At 41.6% G+C, this 19,700-nt stretch carries 14 protein-coding genes and 1 pseudogene; 9 read left to right on the forward strand and 6 right to left on the reverse strand.

The features are described 5' to 3' along the window. Positions 1-27: 27 nt before the first annotated feature. From FD724_RS29525 to hutH, 3 genes and pseudogenes are all read right to left on the reverse strand, one after another. The gene (locus FD724_RS29525) at positions 28-1,077 is read right to left on the reverse strand and encodes a methyltransferase (protein ID WP_256874391.1); all 1,050 of its coding nucleotides are present in this window, start codon (positions 1,075-1,077) and stop codon (positions 28-30) included. Between the two features lie 218 nt (positions 1,078-1,295). Further along, the gene (locus FD724_RS29530) at positions 1,296-2,828 is read right to left on the reverse strand and encodes a class I adenylate-forming enzyme family protein (RefSeq protein ID WP_179075074.1); all 1,533 of its coding nucleotides are present in this window, start codon (positions 2,826-2,828) and stop codon (positions 1,296-1,298) included. 94 nt (positions 2,829-2,922) lie between these two features. Continuing rightward, a pseudogene (hutH, locus tag FD724_RS42170) lies at positions 2,923-4,767 on the reverse strand (histidine ammonia-lyase). 335 nt (positions 4,768-5,102) lie between these two features. Here hutH and FD724_RS29545 point away from each other — a divergent pair. The 4 genes from FD724_RS29545 (at position 5,103) to FD724_RS29560 (ending at position 7,802) form a co-directional block, all read left to right on the forward strand. After that, the gene (locus FD724_RS29545) at positions 5,103-5,678 is read left to right on the forward strand and encodes a filamentous hemagglutinin N-terminal domain-containing protein (RefSeq protein WP_179075075.1); all 576 of its coding nucleotides are present in this window, start codon (positions 5,103-5,105) and stop codon (positions 5,676-5,678) included. 62 nt (positions 5,679-5,740) lie between these two features. Continuing rightward, entirely contained in the window at positions 5,741-6,898 is a 1,158-nt protein-coding gene (locus FD724_RS29550) for a transposase (protein ID WP_179075668.1), read from the forward strand. A 112-nt stretch (positions 6,899-7,010) separates the two neighbouring features. Next, entirely contained in the window at positions 7,011-7,181 is a 171-nt protein-coding gene (locus tag FD724_RS29555; RefSeq protein ID WP_179075076.1) for a hypothetical protein, read from the forward strand. 42 nt (positions 7,182-7,223) lie between these two features. Further along, on the forward strand, positions 7,224-7,802 hold the full coding sequence (locus tag FD724_RS29560; protein WP_179075077.1) for a Uma2 family endonuclease: 579 nt from the start codon (positions 7,224-7,226) through the stop codon (positions 7,800-7,802). 39 nt (positions 7,803-7,841) lie between these two features. Here FD724_RS29560 and FD724_RS29565 read toward each other — a convergent pair whose 3' ends face one another. Both FD724_RS29565 and FD724_RS29570 read right to left on the reverse strand, forming a co-directional pair. Then, the gene (locus tag FD724_RS29565) at positions 7,842-9,569 is read right to left on the reverse strand and encodes a ShlB/FhaC/HecB family hemolysin secretion/activation protein (RefSeq protein ID WP_179075078.1); all 1,728 of its coding nucleotides are present in this window, start codon (positions 9,567-9,569) and stop codon (positions 7,842-7,844) included. A 361-nt stretch (positions 9,570-9,930) separates the two neighbouring features. Further along, positions 9,931-10,317, reverse strand: a complete 387-nt coding sequence (locus FD724_RS29570) for a hypothetical protein (RefSeq protein ID WP_256874394.1) — start codon at positions 10,315-10,317, stop codon at positions 9,931-9,933. Between the two features lie 803 nt (positions 10,318-11,120). On the opposite strand from FD724_RS29570, the gene FD724_RS29575 reads away from it, so the two are divergent. After that, positions 11,121-11,816 carry a response regulator transcription factor gene (locus tag FD724_RS29575; RefSeq protein ID WP_114081066.1) on the forward strand — a complete coding sequence of 232 codons (696 nt, stop codon included), beginning with the start codon at positions 11,121-11,123 and terminating at the stop codon, positions 11,814-11,816. A gap of 578 nt (positions 11,817-12,394) precedes the next feature. Here FD724_RS29575 and FD724_RS29580 read toward each other — a convergent pair. Next, positions 12,395-12,679, reverse strand: coding sequence for an Npun_R1517 family heterocyst differentiation transcriptional regulator (locus FD724_RS29580; RefSeq protein ID WP_069070488.1), 285 nt, complete (start codon positions 12,677-12,679; stop codon positions 12,395-12,397). A gap of 881 nt (positions 12,680-13,560) precedes the next feature. Here FD724_RS29580 and FD724_RS29585 point away from each other — a divergent pair. The 4 genes from FD724_RS29585 (at position 13,561) to FD724_RS29600 (ending at position 19,375) form a co-directional block, all read left to right on the forward strand. Beyond that, positions 13,561-13,926, forward strand: a complete 366-nt coding sequence (locus tag FD724_RS29585; RefSeq protein WP_012408226.1) for an NAD(P)H-quinone oxidoreductase subunit M — start codon at positions 13,561-13,563, stop codon at positions 13,924-13,926. A gap of 512 nt (positions 13,927-14,438) precedes the next feature. Beyond that, positions 14,439-16,724: a protein phosphatase 2C domain-containing protein gene (locus FD724_RS29590; protein WP_179075079.1), complete on the forward strand. Its 2,286-nt coding sequence runs from the start codon at positions 14,439-14,441 to the stop codon at positions 16,722-16,724. Between the two features lie 278 nt (positions 16,725-17,002). Next, positions 17,003-18,580: a CHAT domain-containing protein gene (locus FD724_RS29595; RefSeq protein ID WP_114081063.1), complete on the forward strand. Its 1,578-nt coding sequence runs from the start codon at positions 17,003-17,005 to the stop codon at positions 18,578-18,580. A gap of 147 nt (positions 18,581-18,727) precedes the next feature. Further along, positions 18,728-19,375 carry a hypothetical protein gene (locus FD724_RS29600; protein ID WP_179075080.1) on the forward strand — a complete coding sequence of 216 codons (648 nt, stop codon included), beginning with the start codon at positions 18,728-18,730 and terminating at the stop codon, positions 19,373-19,375. Positions 19,376-19,700: the final 325 nt, after the last annotated feature.

A 19,700-nucleotide genomic window follows, 5' to 3' on the forward strand; every position in this document is an offset into this window, starting at 1 on the left:
AAGTTGGGCAGGATTTCTTGAGCAAAATTAGGGTTTACGACCAGTAATGATGCTCCAGTAACTCGAAGCTGATTTAATTTCAATGTCAATAAAACCTGCTTGTTCCAACATCATTGATAATTCCTGGCCTGAATATTGTTGACCTCCCAGCTTTAAGGATATATTTAGGTTTTTAACTGCTACTGGGAAAGGGCCTGTTTTTTGTTCGTTAAATAGCATTTCATGGAGGATAATCCGCCCTCCACTCAATAAGCTATTAAAGCTTTTTTTTGTGAGGATTTGGCATTTCTCTTGTTGCCAATGATGATAAATAGCACTATAAAAATGAAGATCGCCTACGGGAAAAGGATCACTCCACATATCAAATTCTTGTGTTGCAATCCGATTCTGCAAGCCATAATGTATGATAAATTCCTGAGCTATTTCGCATACTGTAGGTAGTTCGAGAACAATGGCTTGCAAATTCGGCCATTTTGACGTTGCACCAATTGAATGAGCCGCCGAACCTCCACCAATATCAATAAACAATTTATATTCAGATAAATGAATGAGTTCTGGCCAAATTAATGCAGCCGCCATACTTGGCCCATGCATACTAGAGATAAAGCTACGGATAAATTTAACATTATTACCAAAAGTGATAGCACGCATAAAATCATGATTTTTACTCAAAGATTCCATCACCTTTTTACCAGGAAGATTATTGGTAAATAAAGATTTTTTTAAAGTATCAAACGAGGATATATGCTTGCGTTCATCAAAGATCATCATTTCTAATAAAGCACCGAAATAGGTGGGACTACTTTCGACCAAATAGTCTTTGGCAAGAGGAGTAAGTGAGTAATAATTATTTTCTATTTCTACTAATTGAATAGATGCGAGAACTGCTAAAATAGCTTCTGCTGGACGTTGAAAAATTTTTAGTTCCTGACAAATTTCTGCTAAGGTGCATGGTTTTTGAGATAGGAGAGGGAATAGTTTGATGTCATAAGCAACAAGCAATACTTGACGACCTGTATCTGCAAAAATAAGATTCCATAATAGTAGTTCGTCAGTTTTGGGTTTTTGAATTGTCATAGATGTAGTTGTATTCATGATTTTTGGATGTGTTTGATGAGTTAATTGGAGTTTTAGGTAAAGTAGCAATCCTGTCTGATGTTTTTTAATGAACCGCAGATGTATAGATAAACCAGTGCATTGGGCGGGTTCCCTGACTTGAAGCAACTGGAGCGACGCAGAGAGAAGAATGAGGAGAGGTTTCAGTGAATAATTGAGAATTGCTAGATTTATCTTAACTATGTGGGAAAACTTAGAAATTTATTGGATGTACTGGTAAATTCTTCGTCACGTAAAAATCGCTTCATCACCTTGCCTGTAGGATTTTTTGGCAGTGAATTTACAAATTTAATTGTTTGGGGAATCTTGTAAGTTGCTATTTGTTGAGAGCAGAATTTCAGGATTTCTTCTTCTGTAATTTTGTGACCATTTTTAACTACAATATTGGCTTTGACTATCTCTCCTTTTATGGGATCGGGAAGTCCATAGATAGCAACTTCAGCAACAGCATGATGTTTATAAATGATATTTTCTACTTCTGTTGGATATACCTTAAATCCACAGACGTTAATCATATCTTTTAATCGATCGGCGATGTAGAAGAAGCCTTCTTCATCCATACGACCAATATCACCACTGTGCAACCAACCATTTTTAATTACTTTTTGCGTTTCTTGAGGATGATTCCAATAACCAAGCATCACATTGGAACCTTTGATTACTATTTCACCCAATTCTCCTGCTGATACTTGATAACCATTAGCATCTACAATTCGCATTTGGACATTTGTAATTGGGACACCAATGGAACCAAACTTATATTTTAAATTGTGGTTATAGCTAGCGCAGGGTGAAGCTTCGGTTAAACCATATCCTTCATGAATCACCTTTTTATACTTATCTTGCCAAGCTTTGGCAATTTCTACAGGCATTGGGGCAGCAGCGCTAAAGTAATAACGCAGGCTGTTAAAGTTATATTTAGAGGTGTCTTGATTCAGTAATCGAATAAATATAGTCGGTACACCAAAAAACATAGTGGCTTGATATTTTTCGATGCTTTCTAAGACTTGATCTAAATCAAATCTCCTTTGCAAAATGATAGTTGCACAAACATTTAAACCAGCATTGAAAATCGCATTTTGACCAAAGCAATGAAACAGTGGTACATACAGTAGCAATCTATCAGTTCGACTCATCTCGCAACAACGATTGTGTGCAGAGATATTAGAAATGATATTACCGTGGGAAAGTGTTGCACCTTTGGGGAAGCCTGTAGTACCAGAAGTATAGACAATACTAGCTGGAGAGTTCCATTCCATCTCCATAGCGCGAGTGATGGGAGAAGCGTTTGAAATCAAATCTGCAAAATCTATGTCGTTATTAACTGCACCCTCAGCAATGAGAATATGTTGCAAATGGGGTAAATCAGCCTCTGTTAATTGCAAACGACCCGATTCTGTGGTGACAATAGCTTTAGCAGCACAATCATTGAGAATGTAACTAACCTCAGCAGACTTCAGCATGACATTTAGTGAAACTGCGATCGCACCAATTTTCAGAATCCCCAAATAAGCGATCGCAAACTCCGGTATATTGGGTAAAAACAACGCCACGCGATCGCCTTTTACAATGCCCAATCCACGCAAAGCATTGGCTGTACAATTCACTAAACGGTCAAGTTGCCTGTAGGTATAAGACTTATCTTCGTAAACTATGGCGGTCTTGTTAGGATATAGCCGATGACCGCGTTCTACGTGATGTGCGATATTCATAGCTAGGGAATGGGGAATTGGGAATTTGATACTCAGAAAATGCAAAATCTCTCTTAAACTTTCTTCCTTTGCGTCCTCTGCGGTTCGTTTATCTTTATTTCTTCAAACTAGACAAAACTCGACTAACAGCAGTCACAATTTCTCCACCAGCCGCAATATCAACCGCAATCTTACTTATATGTAAATCCAGAGCTTGTTCGTTGTCATCCCATACATAAGGACGCTCCTTAGATGGCGATCGCCCCACCACATTCCGCACCGCCATATATAAATCCCTAGTTGCGGGAGACAAAGTTGCACGCGCATCATAATGTCCTGCGATCGTGTATGTACGCAAATCCACTGATTGCACCCCAAACATCAAAGCCACAGCCATATATTGTTGAAAAACTTCTACACTGGTTCGCGCTAAATTCGCCGAAGCAAACCCTTGACTATTAATATTCTGGTTGTATTGTTCCGCATGGGTAGGATATCTATCAGCAATAGAATTTCCATAGAAAGTTAATAGGGGCATAATTGAATTGCCAGTAATTTGTAACCCCTTCAAACCCATATTTACACGGCGTTGTTGATTCCCAACTAACGACGGGGACAGTCCATTATTAAACTCTGGTGCGACTAAATAAGCGATTTGCACATCCAAATGTTTCGCCAACATCCCAATATAATAACGCAGTCGATCCATTCCTACGCCAATATATTGCCCTAAAAAATTGCCGCCATGATAACTCGCTTGATTCTCAACATCAATCAACGGATTGTCAGTCACAGAGTTGATTTCTACCTCAACCTGTTTAGCAATTTCCTCAATCCCATCCACAATTGGCCCCATATACTGCGCTAAACAACGCAAGGAATAACGGTCTTGAATTGGATGCTCATCTCGATAATTATGGGAACCATCTAACTCATCACGAATTAAATGTGAACCTAATAATAAATCTAGCATTTGTGAAGCAGTCCAAACTTGCCCAGAATGAGGTTTGAGTTTGTGAATGAATGGATGAAACGATTGATTAGTAGCTGATAAACCTTGAATTGCTAAAGCATGGGTAGCTATACTTAAGGCTAATAAAACTTTTGTTTGTTGTACACAATTAGCTGCAATTCCAGTCATTACCGAAGCAGGGCAAACGCATCTAAAGTATAAGAATCCTTTAATAGCAAGGGTTTTGGCGTTTTTTAATTTAGCCTATTTTTTCATCAAGATCCTTGCCCAGCAAGGGTTTCAGAAATCCCGTGCGTTCGCCCTGATTACCGAAGTCCCATTCATCATTGCTAACCCTTCTTTTGGAAGTAATTGCAATGGCTCTAAACCCAACTTTTTCAATGCTGTTGGTGCATCCATTTCTTCACCGTTAAAATCTACGGTGTAGTTAGAATTTAAACCAATCAATGCCCCAGTTATATATGCTAAAGGCGTTAAATCACCACTCGCACCGATTGAGCCAAATTCGCAGACATGGGGCGTAACACCAGCATTTAAAAATACTAGCATCCGCTTGATGAGTTCCAAACGAATCCCCGATGCACCAGTAATATGGGAATTTGCACGGAGAAGCATCGCAGCACGGACATCAGCCAGAGGTAATTTTTTTCCTGCACCCACCTTGTGATACCACATCAAATTATTTTGCAGCAAAGCCGCAGATTCAGGAGAAATCACTACGTTAGCCATACCACCAAAACCAGTTGTCACCCCATAAATCGGCTCGCCAGATTCAACCGCATCGTGAATAAAATCACAGGATGCTTGGACATTGGCTAAACTTTTGAGGTTGTCAGTTAAACGTACCTGTGCCCCATAACGCGCTACACTAATTACTTCTTCGATAGTGAGATAGCGATCGCCTACAAGCACAGCATCATCAGAATTGTGTACAAAAGGAAATGCAGTTTTACCAGCAGTGTTTTTACTTAAGCGAAGCGTATCCATATTTCTGAAAGTTGTGACTAATGAATTGATAATTCAGGCTAAAATATGCAATTAACTTGTAAAAACTTTAAGTTGTGTAATTACTTAGCCTAAAAAGCAAGGGACTAATTAGCGTTCAGTAGTTTTACTGTTGCCGATGAGTTACACAATATCCGACATCTTCATGCTACACATCCACTTTTTCTGCTTGTTTGTGTGCAGTTTTAATACCTGAAGAATGCAGAAATGCGATCGCACCATTGCAGAAAACTGCATAATTAACGAATATTCGCTTATTGATTATCCAAAGGTGCAGTTTTATTAGATACTCAAATAATCTATATAAATAGCACCCAATGACGATCAAATACGGATTAAACAGGTGTTTGCAGTTCGGATTAGCAGGGTTGCTGGGCTGCTTAAGTGTAAGTCTCCTCACTAGCAAAACCCAGGCACAACAAAGCAATATCGTGCCTGACAACACACTTGGGGCTGAGTCCTCTCAAGTTATAGGCAACTTGAACTTACAGGGACAACCGACTGAAGTAATTACAGGTGGTGCAACTCGCGGAATTAATCTTTTTCAAAGCTTTCGAGAATTTAATGTCAGCGAGGGACGTGGGGCTTATTTTTTCAGTCCCAGCGCAGACATTCAGAATATTTTGGCACGGGTGACAGGTAGTAACCGTTCAGAAATTTTGGGGACACTCGGTATATTTAGTAATTCTAGCCCGAATTTATTCTTGATAAATCCCAATGGCATTGTGTTTGGGAAAAATGCCAGTTTAGATGTACAGGGTTCCTTTGTGGGGACAACTGCAAACGGTGTGCAGTTTGGTAATCAAGGGGTTTTTAGTGCCACAAATCCCCAAGCCGTGCCCTTAGTGGTGCAGAAAAGTCCTGAAGGCTTGATATATGGGGAATTTTACTAAGACAAGGGTGACAGAGAGGGGGAAGACATGGGATGCTCAAGTTTCCACACAAAAACTACTCCATGTCAGTCCCCCATCTTTATCGTCAACTGCAAGTTCAACTAAGTCAATGGATTTGTCCCCAAGATCAACGACATCTGCAAGTCTTTTGTGAGAATGTCGCCGCCATTTTGCAAGCTCAAAGCGCCTGTCTGAGCCACTGGTTGCCCTATCTGAGTCATAGGGAGTGCAAAGCTCGCAGCCACATGGAGCGCTTAAACTACTTTGTCCATAATCCCAAAATCACTGCCGAAACCTTCTATTTTCCTATGTTGCAGCAGTTCTTGAACTCCTGGGAGGGCATGGCGATGACACTAACACTTGATACCAGTATGTTATGGGATCAATATTGCTTAATTGAGATCTGTTTAGTTTGGGGTGGACGCTCTATTCCACTTGGTCAAACGGTATTGGAGCATGGCAGTGCCACCGTGGGCTTTGAGGACTACTGCCCCGTGTTAGAAACGACGTTAAGGCTGCTGCCGGCAGAATGTCATGTGACGTTGTTAGCGGATCGAGGATTTGAACATGGTGCGTTGATCCGGTGGTTACGGGAGCATCAATGGTCGTGGTCTATTCGGGCGAAATCGGACTTGAACATTACCCTCTCCAATGGTCAAACGGCTGCGGTTGCAAACTTGCTTCCCCAAGAGGGCGAAGCTTATCTGTTTCGAAAAGTCAAAGTTTTGCAGGACATTGAGTGTCATCTCGCCACCGCTCATTTAGCTCTGGCAAGTGAGGCTTGGGCTGTCCTCTCCGATGTGCCGCCGTCCTTGCAGACTTTTGAGGTTTATGGTCAGCGATTTGGCGGCATTGAGCCACATTTTAAGGATTATAAGTCCGCCGCTTTTGAACTCATCCGCTCCCACTTGCGCGACCCTCAAGCGCTGAATTGTTTGTTGATGTTGCTAGCGCCTGCCACCTTAATTGCTATTGCTGTTGCGGTGGTGGTGGTCGGTGAAGGTCGGCGCAAAATGCTGGATTGGCACAGCCAGAGGGGATTGAGTTTCTTACAATTAGGATTACGCGAAATTGAACGGTTGTGTTATCAACGCCTCCCAATTCCTCTATTAGCTACCTTACCTCGGAAGAGTCCCCCATCTGCCACTGCTTCACTTAAAAAACGAACGCAGATAGAGCAACAAATTGAGTTCTCCCGTGTCACTGTGTTCTCAACTTGAGACTTCGGAAAGTTTTCTGCACCACTAAGCCAATGCACTCATCGCCAATAGTTGCATTTCACGCGGTACTAAACGACAAGAAAACTCTTTTACCATCACAGGTTCTGGTGCTTTGACCCCTAATCGTCCTGGGGTTTTGGTTTCTAACTACACAACTGGCGAGGTGAGAGGTGTTGAAACTACATCCCGTCCTTGGAAGAAAGGCGATGCAATTATCGAACCACAAGGATTATATCGGCTGAATAATGGACAATTGCTATTGAGTCGAGAATGTTCTAATTAGTGTTGATTCGCTAAAATCAAAACAAACTGGAAAAATCTGAATATGGTAGCCATCCCCCAGCAACCTCCAAAAATGACCATTGAGGAATATTTTGCATGGGAACTCCAGCAAGAACTTCGTTACGAATATGTCAACGGCGAAGTTTTTGCAATGACTGGTGGTACAATTCCCCACAATGATATTGCACTTAACTTTTACAGAGCCTTATACCCACATTTACGGGCTAGAGGTTGTCGAGTAAATGTGTCGGATGTGAAAGTACAAGTTACTCCTCAAAGTCCTTATTATTATCCTGATGTTATCGTCAGCTGTGACCCTCAAGACCTGAATGCCCGCAAATTTATTCAAAACCCGAAAATTATTGTCGAAGTCCTCTCCCCCAGTACAAGCGAGAAAGATAGGGGCGAAAAATTCACCAATTACCTGAAAATTCCCTCTTTACAAGAATATTTATTGATAGATTCGGAAAAAATTTCCGTCGAACGCTACTGTCGGGGAGAGGGCAAAATGTGGCTTTATTATCCCTACACTGAGGGAGATATGATTACCCTATCCAGCATCGAATTTGAGTTGGCGATCGCACCACTGTATGAAGGTGTTATTTTTGAAGCAGAAGAATAGCTTGATTTATAGTGCGATCGCTTTTTCTGTAGATGTGGTTCAAAATGGTTGATAGCGGACTGAAAAATTAAAGCCATTATCTTGCAGTGAAGTACCGCGATCGCTTGTGCCCATAAATGGTATACCATAGTCTGCACGCAATACCAAACCGTTTAAAGGTTGCCAGTTTAAGCCTAAACCCAGGCTAGCAATGGTTTGTGGGTCGGCATTAATACCGCGATTGTTCCATGCTGTGCCGATATCAAAAAAGGGTATTAGCTGTAAAGTTTCCACATTCGATGCTAGGGGAATCCGAACTTCCACACCTCCAACTACCCCATTGTCAGCAACAATTTGATTTTGACTATAGCCGCGCACTGTATCTACTCCGCCAATACTTATTTTTTCTAGCGAAAGTAAGGAATCAGGAGTAAGTTGAGTGTTAACTTTGGCCAACATCAAAATGCGGGGAGATAGCCGTTGCACCCATTGAAATTGTCCTACCCAGGAGAAAAAACGCCCATCAGTACCACTATCGTTGATAGTTGGATCAAAAGCATCGATGCCAAAACTAAATTGCGATCGCGCCGCTAAGACACTGTTAGCATTACGTTGTAACCAATCTTGCGAAAAGCGAATTACCGTAACTCTTGATTGCCCATCTTCGGGCCCTTCTGTAAACGAGAAGGGAATATCATTGAGGATGTAGGTTTGACTGCGCCGTAAATCGAATGCGAACGAGAGAGCAAATTCGTTGTTTGGCGTGTGGGTTAGCGGTTGGCGGATGTTAAAAGAAAGGGTTTCGGCTTCGCTGCGAATATTTAAATCACGAAATTCGCTTTCAATAATCCGGCTAGCACTGTTACTATAGCGGACACCAATAGTTCCATCTAGGGCGTTAAAGGGAATAGAATAATTGATATTGTAAATATCTAACCCTTCACTAGCAGCATATTCAGCACTGAATTTATCTCCAAACCCTAAGAAATTATCGTGAGCAATAAAAACACTCCCTTGTTCTGAACCAACGCTAGGTGATTGATTATTTGCAAAGTTCACCCCAGCATGGAATGGTGGGGATTCGGTAATTGTCACCTGTAAAATATTGCTACCTGGGGTGCTACCTGCGGTTAACTCAGCATTGACTCGTTCAATTACGGGGTCAAGTTGTAATAATTGCAGTGCTTCTTCGAGACGTTTTTGGTTTAAAGGCTTACCCGCCAGCCGTGCAATCCGGGAATGCACGTATGCAGTTTGCAATCTTTGTAACCCTAAAATGGAAATTCCTTCAAGTTCGCCTTCTACAACTTGGATTTGCACAACACCGCTAGCGATATCTTGATTGTTGGGAATAAATGCACCACTGCTGATATAGCCATTATCAACATAGAGTTTGGTGATTTGCGATCGCAGTTGCAATAATTGCTCAAATGTAATATTTGTATTTTCTAAGGGTTGTTTTAACTTGATGATTTCATCTTTTAAAACAGAATAGCCTGTAATTTGGACTTCTTTGACAAAGAAACTTTCGCCGCTAGGAAAAGTGTTATTAGGTTGATTTTCCTGCTGGCGTAATGGGAGTATAGGAACAGTTGGTGCAGGTGGAGTGGGAGCAATACTTGGTGATGGTGATGGTTGAGGAATGGTTTCTTCCACTTTCCCTGGAATATCGGGGGGAATTGTGATTCCAGATGGGGGTGTCGATTGGGCAAATACTGCGATTGGAGTGATGTTTATGCAGGAAAATAATATGAAAAAAAGCTTTTGAAATCGAAGGTAGGAACCCATTGTTTATATAATCTGTAAAAGATAGTGTCTAGTGGAATGGCACTAAGAAAAGCTGAAACTTCGTCAGGGCAGGGTGTGGGAGGAGGGGGAAGAAGTCTTACCCCCCACACTCCCCACACTTCCCACACTCAAAAGCCAGTTAAATCATAGGTTTGCGCTTATCTTAGTGCCATTCGTGTCTAGTGCTATATCCGACTTCTGTTTAATAAGTAATCAAGCAGACATGATACTAGTAGAGCCTCTATAATTGTGTTCCCAGACCTCAGCGTGGAAGAGAATATTATTATTTAATTAAAATACCATAATAGATTTCTTGATGATTGCATAAAAGTGCAATCATCAAAATACCATTGGGAAATTCCTAATATTCTTGATAGTCGCCTCCATGACCGTAAAAAGTTATTCCATAGGTGCTGCAAAGATTAGCTTGACGCATGAGATCATAAGTGCCATCGCTATAAATGGCTTTAACATCATAGGTACATTGATTGCTGCTATTGCCAAATGTAATCATATCAAATGAACCGTTAACAATATCTGAATTGAGAATATTATTACCCCAATATCTAGATTTTGCTGATGATACATATAGTTGAGTAATTTCTAACTCATTGTTGTTGTAGACCAAGAAATCACGGATATCATTTCCAAGAGCATTTTGACTGGCTAATGGTACTATTGGGAATGCTAAAGTTGTTACTAAAACTGTATTGCGAACTACCTTAGAAAACATGATTAGCCTCTTCATCTGAGTTAATAAAGATTACAAAATTTTTATCAGAAACGGTTAATAAATTTATGCTTTTTGTGTTTTTCGATTTATGAACCGTTTCTTTAATACTCAGATTAAGGGAAATGATTAGGTAATGCATTCACAATTTATGCACATATACATGCCTAATTTGTATGGTGCGATCGCATAATAGTACCTGCTATTTTGCAGAAAACTGTATGTAGTATTTTGTAGGGTTGCCCATCAAAAATATAAATATGTCTCACGCAGTCGTTCCCGCTTTCTTCGCTCGACTTTATCCAAAATTAAGAACTCGGTTTTCTTTATCCGGCAAAAACCCTGGCTTTTTGGCAAATACTTTTTCCACATAATTATCCAATCTTGTGGGGTGGGCAACATGAGCGCCACATTAACTGGGCGCTCATGTTGCCCACCCCACAATCAATAATTGTATTTTTTTATTTGGAAGTCGCTAAACTTTGCAGTCAGCCCGTCCTTATGAAGGGAGGATGATTACAAAGGTTAAAGGGGTGAAGGAGGCCAAGATGGAATGGCACTAAGATAAGCGCAAACCTATGATTTAACTGGCTTTTGAGTGTGGGAAGTGTGGGGAGAGGGGGGAGTGTGGGGGGTAAGACTTCTTCCCCGTCCTCCTACACCTCCCACACCCTGCCCTGACGAAGTTTCAGCTTTTCTTAGTGCCATTCGGCCAAGATGTCAACTTTAGAAGTTTTAGGGGCTGTAGAGATAAATTCAGAATGTTCAATGACTGTCAACTTTCGCTAAATTGGAAAAAGGAAAACTCAAGGAAATCTTAAATGTCAGCACAATTGTTACTGGTGGATGATGAACCAGGGATACGGGAAGCCGTGAAAGACTATTTGCAAGAGAGCGGTTTCAGCGTTCAAGTCGCCAGTAACGCCCTTGAAGGTTGGGAATGGATGCAGATGAATACACCTGATTTAGTGATATCCGATGTCATGATGCCCCAAGTAGATGGCTATCAGTTCCTCAAGCAGCTGCGAGAAGACCCACGCTTCCAAGCACTGCCGGTAGTATTTTTAACTGCTAAGGGTATGACTGGCGATCGCATCCAAGGCTATCATGCTGGTGTTGATGCCTATTTACCCAAACCCTTCGATCCTGATGAGTTAGTGGCTATAGTCGAAAATTTACTAGCCCGCCGCGATGCTAAGGCTAAAACTACAGGAGATGACGCTGAAACCCCCGATCTTGCTGAACTAGCCAATCAGATTGCCCAAATTAAAGCATTATTAACCCAAAGAAATGCCATTTCCCAATCGCCAGCCCCTTTTAAAATTGATTTGACTCCCAGAGAACAAAGTGTTTTAAACTTGGTCGCTGAAGGGTTGATGAATAAAGAAATCGCCCGTCGTTTGGAAACCAGCGTCCGCAATGTAGAAAAGTACGTCAGTCGTTTGTTTAGTAAAACTGGCACTAATAGCCGTACAGAGTTAGTTCGTTTTGCTCTAGAACACGGTCTGGCTAAATAGGCATTGGGCATGGAGCATTGGGCATGGGGCATGGGGCATTGATTATATTGTTTTCTCCATCCACCTCATTCCCCTCTGCTCCCCTGCTCCCTGCCCTCTGCCTCTAGGTAATTAGTAATAGGTAACTGGCTGCTAAACCATAACCTAATACTGGTAATAGATAAAACATAAGTATTTCGGCAAATCAGGCACTTAGCTAAAGTAAAAAGCTAAAAGCTAAAAGCAAGGTTATTTATGTTTACTTTGGTCTTTTAGGTTTTCATTGGATTTGCGCCTGTTGTCCAATTCCCCATCTGTAAAGACACAGGTTTTTTCTTCCTGCAATTTTTTGATAAAAACTCGGTAAAATGCACCCGGTTGAGTTGACTCTCAGATTCTACCAGTACCCTTTGCTACAAAGTTTTTTAATAGAGGAAACTGTTCCTGGGACTTTGTGCTGCTAAATAAGACTTTCACAAAGTAGAAATCACAATATTTGATGAATTCTACTTGCTGCTTAGTTTTTATTGCAACGCGGCTATAGGATCAACATTTGATTTGATGACCAATTCATGCTTCTCACTACTTAAATTACACTTTTAAGTTTGTGGATTTTCAGCAGCATTACGCAAGCGCATAAGCTGACGGCGCATTTGAGGTGAAGCTTTAAACTCAGACACTTCCTGTGCTTTAACGGACGCTTGTAGCGTCTCTAGAAAGTCATCAGAACCTTCGGTTAAAGCATCAAGTAGCACTTGTAAGAGTTGTTCGCGATCGCTCAATAGACTCTTTTCCTCAATCAACCGGAACTTGAGATGGATTTCGCACTCATAAACACCTACTTCGAGATTATTTATCTGGCGTGGTAATGCTTTGGAGTTCATAACTATTGAGATTCCTTTACTTGGTTGTCATGAGGGTAAGGAGGTAGATGTCCAGCAAAAATTCTTTATATCTCTTTTGAATCCAAAGTGCTTGAATTAAGAATTTTTCTTCATCAATCACTTTTGTAATCCATTTCACTCTCCTGTGTTTTATTTACAAGCTAAATTTTCACTGTCTAGATTTTGATGTTCCTGTGCCAGATGTAGCTTATGGTAAGCCATAACTATTATTCAGTTTTTAAGATTCTACACAATAAAGTTTCTGTAAGAAGTTGTTCAACCTTTTTAAAGCTTTTTACATCAACTTTATGTGAACGTCAATAACAGTTGGACTTGTTACTTTAATTTTGGTGTTTATACGTAAGTAAAATCGCTTAATTTTTTTGAACTTATTACAGCCAGAGGTCGATGTAGCACTATTCAGTGAAATTACTTGATGTACGTTTTTTGCAATAGAAAATTCCGAAGAAATTCGTCAGCAGAATTATTAAGGTAAAAACTTTTGTTCTCCATAAAAAAATGTACACAGATCAAATTATTCCTTGTGAGTGCTTCACCTTACTGGGTTTTAGGCTTTATAAGTAAGAAAATCCTAGCAGTAGTTAAGATTCACACACCACTTTGACTTGTTTGTATACCCTAAATGAAAAAGTAATTTTTACAGAAAAATAATTGGACTACTGACAGTACTAGCTGCTAAATGTGTCTTGAACTCATAACAGAAGGAGTAAGTTAATTCAGTACAGGTGATATTTTTACTTATGCCCATTCAATATACCCTTTTGAAACTGGGTTCAAAGCTTGTAAATTGAGAGCATTCAAGCTTGAATATAGCGTTTACAATAATTTCAGTGTAATCCACCCAAATCTTACACCCTTTTATGGATAACCCGATGCTGCTCAAGTCCACAACCCGTCATGTCCGCATTTTTGCAGGCGAAATTGACCGGGATGGCGACCTAGTTCCAAGTCAACAGGTCTTAACGTTAGATATTGACCCAGATAACGAATTTAACTGGAATGAAGACGCGCTGCAAAAAGTTTATCGAAAATTTGATGAACTAGTAGAAGCATCCAGTGGCGCAGACCTCACGGACTATAATTTGCGCCGTGTGGGGTCAGACTTAGAGCATTATCTGCGATCGCTCCTGCAACTCGGCGAAATCAGCTACAATCTGTCTGCCCGCGTTACCAACTACAGCATGGGAGTCCCCCAAGTTGCAATTGACGACAAACAAGTAAGCTAAAAAGTTGCTAGGAGTCTGGCTGAACCCTTCTGACAATTCAAGCAACTCATCAGCAAAATCCCACGAAAATCCCCCTTCCCGACGTAGGAAGGGGGAATTCATCCGGTACTTTTGCCAAAATTATATTTGCTATTCTTAATTCTTAATTAAAGTTAATTGTTGCTATCCTACTTATAAACTAAATAAATCCCAATATTCTCTGCCTCTTGATGATGCGATAATTCAGCAAAAGCTTGGGGTGCAGTTATGCTTGGGTTATGCTTTGTTAACAGGGTTGGAGCTAGTTGCTTTGGCGATTGAGAGTCACAGAGCAATAGAAGCTATGATGAGGCTGGAGGGTTGACTTAGGAGCGTGTTTTTTAGATAAGTTAAGTATTAGCACCTGCTGATATCCGCCAGCTAAAATCATCATCTAAAGTCTGGGTATGTCAATTTTAAGAAAGATGAGCGGTCTAGATTGTCCCTACTAATGCTGTTAAAGAAATTGCCAATCGCTGATCGGTGCGAAAACTATGGAAAATGACGCGGCAACGCTCTACTGTCCAAACGAAAATTGTCAGGCTGCCAACCCCCTGACTCACAAGTTTTGCCAGCGATGTTCCACGCCCTTACCCAAAAATTATCTCTGGGCTGTGGTAGATGGCCCAAGTGTGGGTAGCCCTGGAGAAATATTAGCCGATCGCTATTTAGTCGTTGATAAATTTATTCTTTTAGACACGAAACCTGGTTTCTTAGCGCTAACACCTGAGTTAGAGAATTTACAGCCTCTAAGAGCTTACCTGAGACTCATTCCCTATCGCTTACACGTACCACAGGTATATGGAGTCATTTTTATAGCTGACGGTTCTTCCCATGAAAGAGAAATATTACTCTTAGAAAAACCGCCACTATTTAAACCGCCATTATTAGTAGATGACACAATCCAAGTGTATTTGGGCAGCGAGTTAACCACCGCTTGGCGTGATGCAACATCGATGCGCCAACTCAATTGGTTATGGCAAATAGCTCATCTGTGGCAACCTCTGGCAAGTGAAGGTGTCGCTTCTAGCTTGCTTGACTCATCTGTATTACGGGTAGAAGGCTCGTTAGTCCGGTTGTTGGATTTGCGTTTCGACAGCGAAATATCACCAGAATTGCCGCAGTTAGGTGAATTTTGGCAGCAGTTGGTTAGTGATAGCAAACCAGCCATCACTGAATTTGTTGAGCAGGTTAGCCTTTCTTTAATTCAGGGAGAGATTAACTCAACTGACCAATTGATTACAGTTTTAGACCAGGGACTGGCACAATTAGGGCGATCGCAAACACCCACGATCAAAATTATCACCAAAACCGACACTGGCCCAAGTCGCCAACGCAATGAAGATGCTTGTAGCCCTCCCAGTGGAACTCTGATCAGCAAACCACCCCAGCCAACAGCTTTAGCAATCGTCTGTGATGGCATCGGTGGTCACGAAGGTGGCAATGTCGCCTCAAATTTAGCCATTGAAACGATCCAGCAGCAGGTACAGCAATTAACAAAAGTTCCCTACGACCACATAGACCCCTCACTACTGCTGAATGACCTAGAAAAAGCAGTGGCAATTGCCAATGACAAAATTAGTCAGCGCAATGACAGTGAAAATCGCCAAGGGCGGCAGCGTATGGGCACGACTTTAGTCATGGCATTGCCTGTTGCACACGAAATGTACATTACCCATGTAGGTGATAGTCGTGCTTACTGGATTACCCGCCAAGGCTGTTATCAAGTTACCCTTGATGATGATGTCGCTTCCCGTGAGGTGCGGCTAGGCTATGCCATTTACCGCGATGCTGTACAACAAAGTTCTGCTGGCTCTCTCGTCCAGGCTTTGGGTATGGGGCCCAGCACTTCATTGCATCCCACCTCGGCACGGTTTATGCTCGACGAAGATGCGATTTTTCTGCTCACATCCGATGGTTTGAGTGATTTTGATCGGGTGGAGGAATACTGGGAAACAGAAATTTTGCCGATTCTACTTGGGGAAGCAAACATCGCCACTGTTGCCGATAGATTAATCGAAATTGCTAATACTAAAAACGGACACGATAATGTCACCATCGCTTTAGTCCATTATCAAGTCCAATACTGGGAACCAGAAATTACGATCAAAGCCTTCATTCCAGAGAGTTATTCTGCCAAAACTGTTGATTTTGCATCCAGGGCAACAGATGCAAGCCTTTTAGGTAGCCCAAACCACAAAACTCAGGTGATTCCCGACACTGAGCCTGCTAAAAATCGCCAATTACCGCTACAGTGGATTGTTCCTTTAATATTTGTGGTGATAGCAGGCTCTTTAGGACTGTTCGTGAAGGAATTGCGATCGCCATCAGGCTTATTTCCATTTCTTCCCAATCCCACAGCAACTCAAAAGCCTACCACCCAAGCAACACCCGTAGCGCGATCGCTTGATAACCTTTCTCCTGGCTGGGTAATTCAAACCACCAAGGAAATCCCCTTGAGAAATAAATCATCGCTTCCTCCTGGAGCATTTTTACAAGTTATCAACACAAATCCAAATCCCAAACCTGCTTCTGGAAATCTTTCGGTTTCTATGCGAGTCTGTCCAAGCAAGAACACGCCAACTCCAGCTAATACCAATAAACCAGCAGTAACTTCCTCAGTTCCACCCAATTTGAAAGCTTTACCGGAAACAGTATTGCTGGACTTATCCCAACTAAAAAGCTTTGGTGTATCTGTTTTACAATCAGATGTACCAAATCCCTGTCCAACCGTTACGCAACCGCCAGCTACTCCATCAGCTAGCACCAGTCCAACTTAATTAAATACTCGATAAACTGGTAAAAACCTGGAATAATAACAAGTAACAATCAAAGTAAAAAACTTACAAGGTCAAAAAATAGAAAATTTTCACCTTGAAGAATTGTTATTTTAAATTATCAAGAAAGGCAGGAGGACGTTCGGCGATCGCTCAGTCGAGCCGCAGAGGGCAGTTCTTCCTGGAGAAAAACTACCTGATGTTCGTGGACTCGCTTGCCGCCGGCGCTATCCTACCTCCTGCCTCCTTCCATTGTTTTTAGCTTTGAGTTTTATGAATCCATGCCATCCCTGAATTTGGCGATCGCCCGTCTCTTAAACACTGGCACTGATAACTTCGCCATTTGGGTGGTCAAGGCTCCCTATCCCAGTGGCTACGTTTTACGTGACTGTGTATGGCCTGTTGAACTCAATCAAGTTTGGCAAGAATGGCAGCAGATGTTTGCTGGCCATAGTCGGCTAGATATTTCCCCAAACTCAACATCTCAAAAGTCGCAATTCTCCATAGATTGGATTTCGCCCTCTTCTGGTCAAACCACTGGGCCTTACAGCAGTCGTCTAATGCAATACTTGGGAATGAATTTATGGCGCTGGGTATTTGACGGGCAAATTCTCGGTAGTCTAGAACGCAGTCGTGGGATTGCTATGGGTCAGCATACACGTTTACGCTTTCGGCTAGAAATTCGTGACCCGGATCTCATCGCTCTCCCTTGGGAAATTATGCAGCGTGAGCCTGGTCAATCGGCAATGTCTCTCTCCCAAGATTTGCTATTTAGTCGTACCAGCAGTGAAGTTGACCCATTACCGTATTTGCGAACTGACCAAGCTTTAAGTATTTTGCTGGTTTTAGGTCATGATGAAAAGCTGCAACTAGAACAAGAAGCGGCTATTTTACAGCAAAGTCTTGTAGATACACCTGTGGGTGGTAATTCTCAAAGATATGCACCTTGTATAGTAAATAAACTCATACAACCAACTCCACAAGAGTTGATTCAAGAATTAGAAACCAAAGCATACAACGTTTTCTTTTACGCTGGACATGGTTTGCCAGGAGCAGACGGAGGATTACTGTTTTTGCGACCAGATATGCCCCTGAATGGGATAGAATTGGCGCAAGTATTGACCCGTACTGGTGTGAAACTAGCACTTTTCAACGCCTGTTGGGGCGCACAACCAGCTGCTATTAATCATCAAGCCATACCTGCCAGTAGTTTAGCCGAAGTACTGATTCGTCATGGAGTGCCTGCTGTTTTGGGGATGCGCGATGAAATCGCCGATCACGAAAGCCACAGTTTTATTCAAGCGTTTACCGAAGCTTTGCGATCGCACAAACCCATAGATGAAGCCGTATCACTGGCTAGGCAAGAGTTATTAACACTGTATAAATTTAATCAACCAGCTTGGACTTTGCCTGTTCTCTACCTGCATCCGGATTTTAATGGTGAACTCATTAAGAATCTAGATGAAGGGATTACCGAACTACCAGACACAGCCATTCCTGATATCGGTTCACCGCTTCCGACTGCTTCGTTGCGATCGCTCACTCCAAAAGGTAAAACCTGGTTGTTGCGTTATGGAGTCACCCGCATTGGCCGGACGAAAGATAATGATATTATCATCGCCGAACCATCTGTATCCAAACGCCACGCCGAAATCTTCTGCCGTAATACTCTTACCGATGCTACATTGGTGCGAACTTATTATTTGCAAGATTTTTCCACATACGGTACAACCTGGTTTTTAGGCCCTAATGGATGGCAACAAATCCTCCGAGAGGAAGTACCCCTGAAATCGGGAATGCAGTTAAAGTTTGGAAGTGCTAGAGGCGAAACCTGGGAGTTTATTATTGAAGACTCCTAGTATAGCTATTGCAGAAATGAATTTTCATGTTTAACATCAGCTTTTAAAATCTATTTTTTCTCTGGAAAAAATCATCTGTTTTTGCGGAAATCTCTTGTAAGGAATTGTAGTTGTCAATACCACCAAATAATCCGGAGAAAATAAAAAATGGCTAAAAAAATTAATGGCTCAGATACCTTCTCTTCTTTGCCATCTCAACTGGATTTAGATTTATTAGAAGCGCTACTAGAACCAGACGATGCTACCTATCCCTGGAATCCAGCTGATGAAGAATCAGAAGCTTATTTTCAGGAATTAGAACAACAGTTCGGAATGCAAGATTTACTTGAGGAAGAACTAACGACGCGATCGCAAGATTTTTATAGCAATCTGGATACACTTTGGTCTAATGTCTCCTTTACGTCAAGCTATAATGACAATCACCAACAGGTATTAGTGCTGAATCTTCAAGAAAGACTACGTACTACTTTTGCCGCATGTGTCCCCCAAACATTGCTCAATACCATCGCCCAGAAAGCTGCTGAGATTTTTGCTGCCCAGCAATCAATTGGTGAACAACTAGTTGAGTGCGTTCAGACAGTACTGCCAACTTGGGGAACTGAGGATCTTTTAGTTTTAGCTCGTCCTTTTGCTTACGCTATGCGAAGTAGCGAATCGAAAAACGCGGCATCTGCCATAAGTAATCTTAACAATAGCGAGTGGACAGCTTTATCAGAAGTAGAGAAAGCAAAGGTCACTTTAGCGATCGCTTCTTATGCTTTTACTCAACTCAACCAGTCTCAGCCTGAACTATAAAATCGGGAATCAGTGACAGTTGATCGGTAACGGGCAATAGAAAAAGTAGAGAAAGCCAAAATTTTCATCATGCGCTGTGTTCGCATAGCCCACGCTTGGTAATCGCTATACGTTTAGAGTCATCTCTTGCAAAGATGTTGATTTACATTATGCAGAGGCGCAAAAAAAGAGTCGAAAATCAAGACTTTTGCAAGAAGTTAAATGATTTTTATTTTTTAGGCATAGTTACCCCAGAATAAATTTACAGTACGCTTATTTTCTAACTACGCCATCTATCCAAAGATATAAATATTCAAATTATTCCCTTGCTCCTCTGCTCCCTAAT

This window comes from Nostoc sp. C057 (genome assembly GCF_013393925.1).
Classification (GTDB): Bacteria; Cyanobacteriota; Cyanobacteriia; order Cyanobacteriales; family Nostocaceae; genus Nostoc; species Nostoc muscorum_A.

Bases quoted from the DNA above. Each gene is read 5' to 3' on its own strand.
- FD724_RS29565 (WP_179075078.1), bottom strand. From the start codon at position 9,569: ATGGGTTCCTACCTTCGATTTCAAAAGCTTTTTTTCATATTATTTTCC.
- FD724_RS29530 (WP_179075074.1), bottom strand. From the start codon at position 2,828: ATGAATATCGCACATCACGTAGAACGCGGTCATCGGCTATATCCTAAC.
- FD724_RS29570 (WP_256874394.1), bottom strand. From the start codon at position 10,317: ATGAAGAGGCTAATCATGTTTTCTAAGGTAGTTCGCAATACAGTTTTA.
- FD724_RS29525 (WP_256874391.1), bottom strand. From the start codon at position 1,077: ATGACAATTCAAAAACCCAAAACTGACGAACTACTATTATGGAATCTT.
- FD724_RS29550 (WP_179075668.1), top strand. From the start codon at position 5,741: ATGTCAGTCCCCCATCTTTATCGTCAACTGCAAGTTCAACTAAGTCAA.
- FD724_RS29575 (WP_114081066.1), top strand. From the start codon at position 11,121: ATGTCAGCACAATTGTTACTGGTGGATGATGAACCAGGGATACGGGAA.
- FD724_RS29595 (WP_114081063.1), top strand. From the start codon at position 17,003: ATGCCATCCCTGAATTTGGCGATCGCCCGTCTCTTAAACACTGGCACT.
- FD724_RS29545 (WP_179075075.1), top strand. From the start codon at position 5,103: ATGACGATCAAATACGGATTAAACAGGTGTTTGCAGTTCGGATTAGCA.
- FD724_RS29600 (WP_179075080.1), top strand. From the start codon at position 18,728: ATGGCTAAAAAAATTAATGGCTCAGATACCTTCTCTTCTTTGCCATCT.
- FD724_RS29590 (WP_179075079.1), top strand. From the start codon at position 14,439: ATGGAAAATGACGCGGCAACGCTCTACTGTCCAAACGAAAATTGTCAG.
- FD724_RS29560 (WP_179075077.1), top strand. From the start codon at position 7,224: ATGGTAGCCATCCCCCAGCAACCTCCAAAAATGACCATTGAGGAATAT.
- FD724_RS29585 (WP_012408226.1), top strand. From the start codon at position 13,561: ATGGATAACCCGATGCTGCTCAAGTCCACAACCCGTCATGTCCGCATT.
- FD724_RS29580 (WP_069070488.1), bottom strand. From the start codon at position 12,679: ATGAACTCCAAAGCATTACCACGCCAGATAAATAATCTCGAAGTAGGT.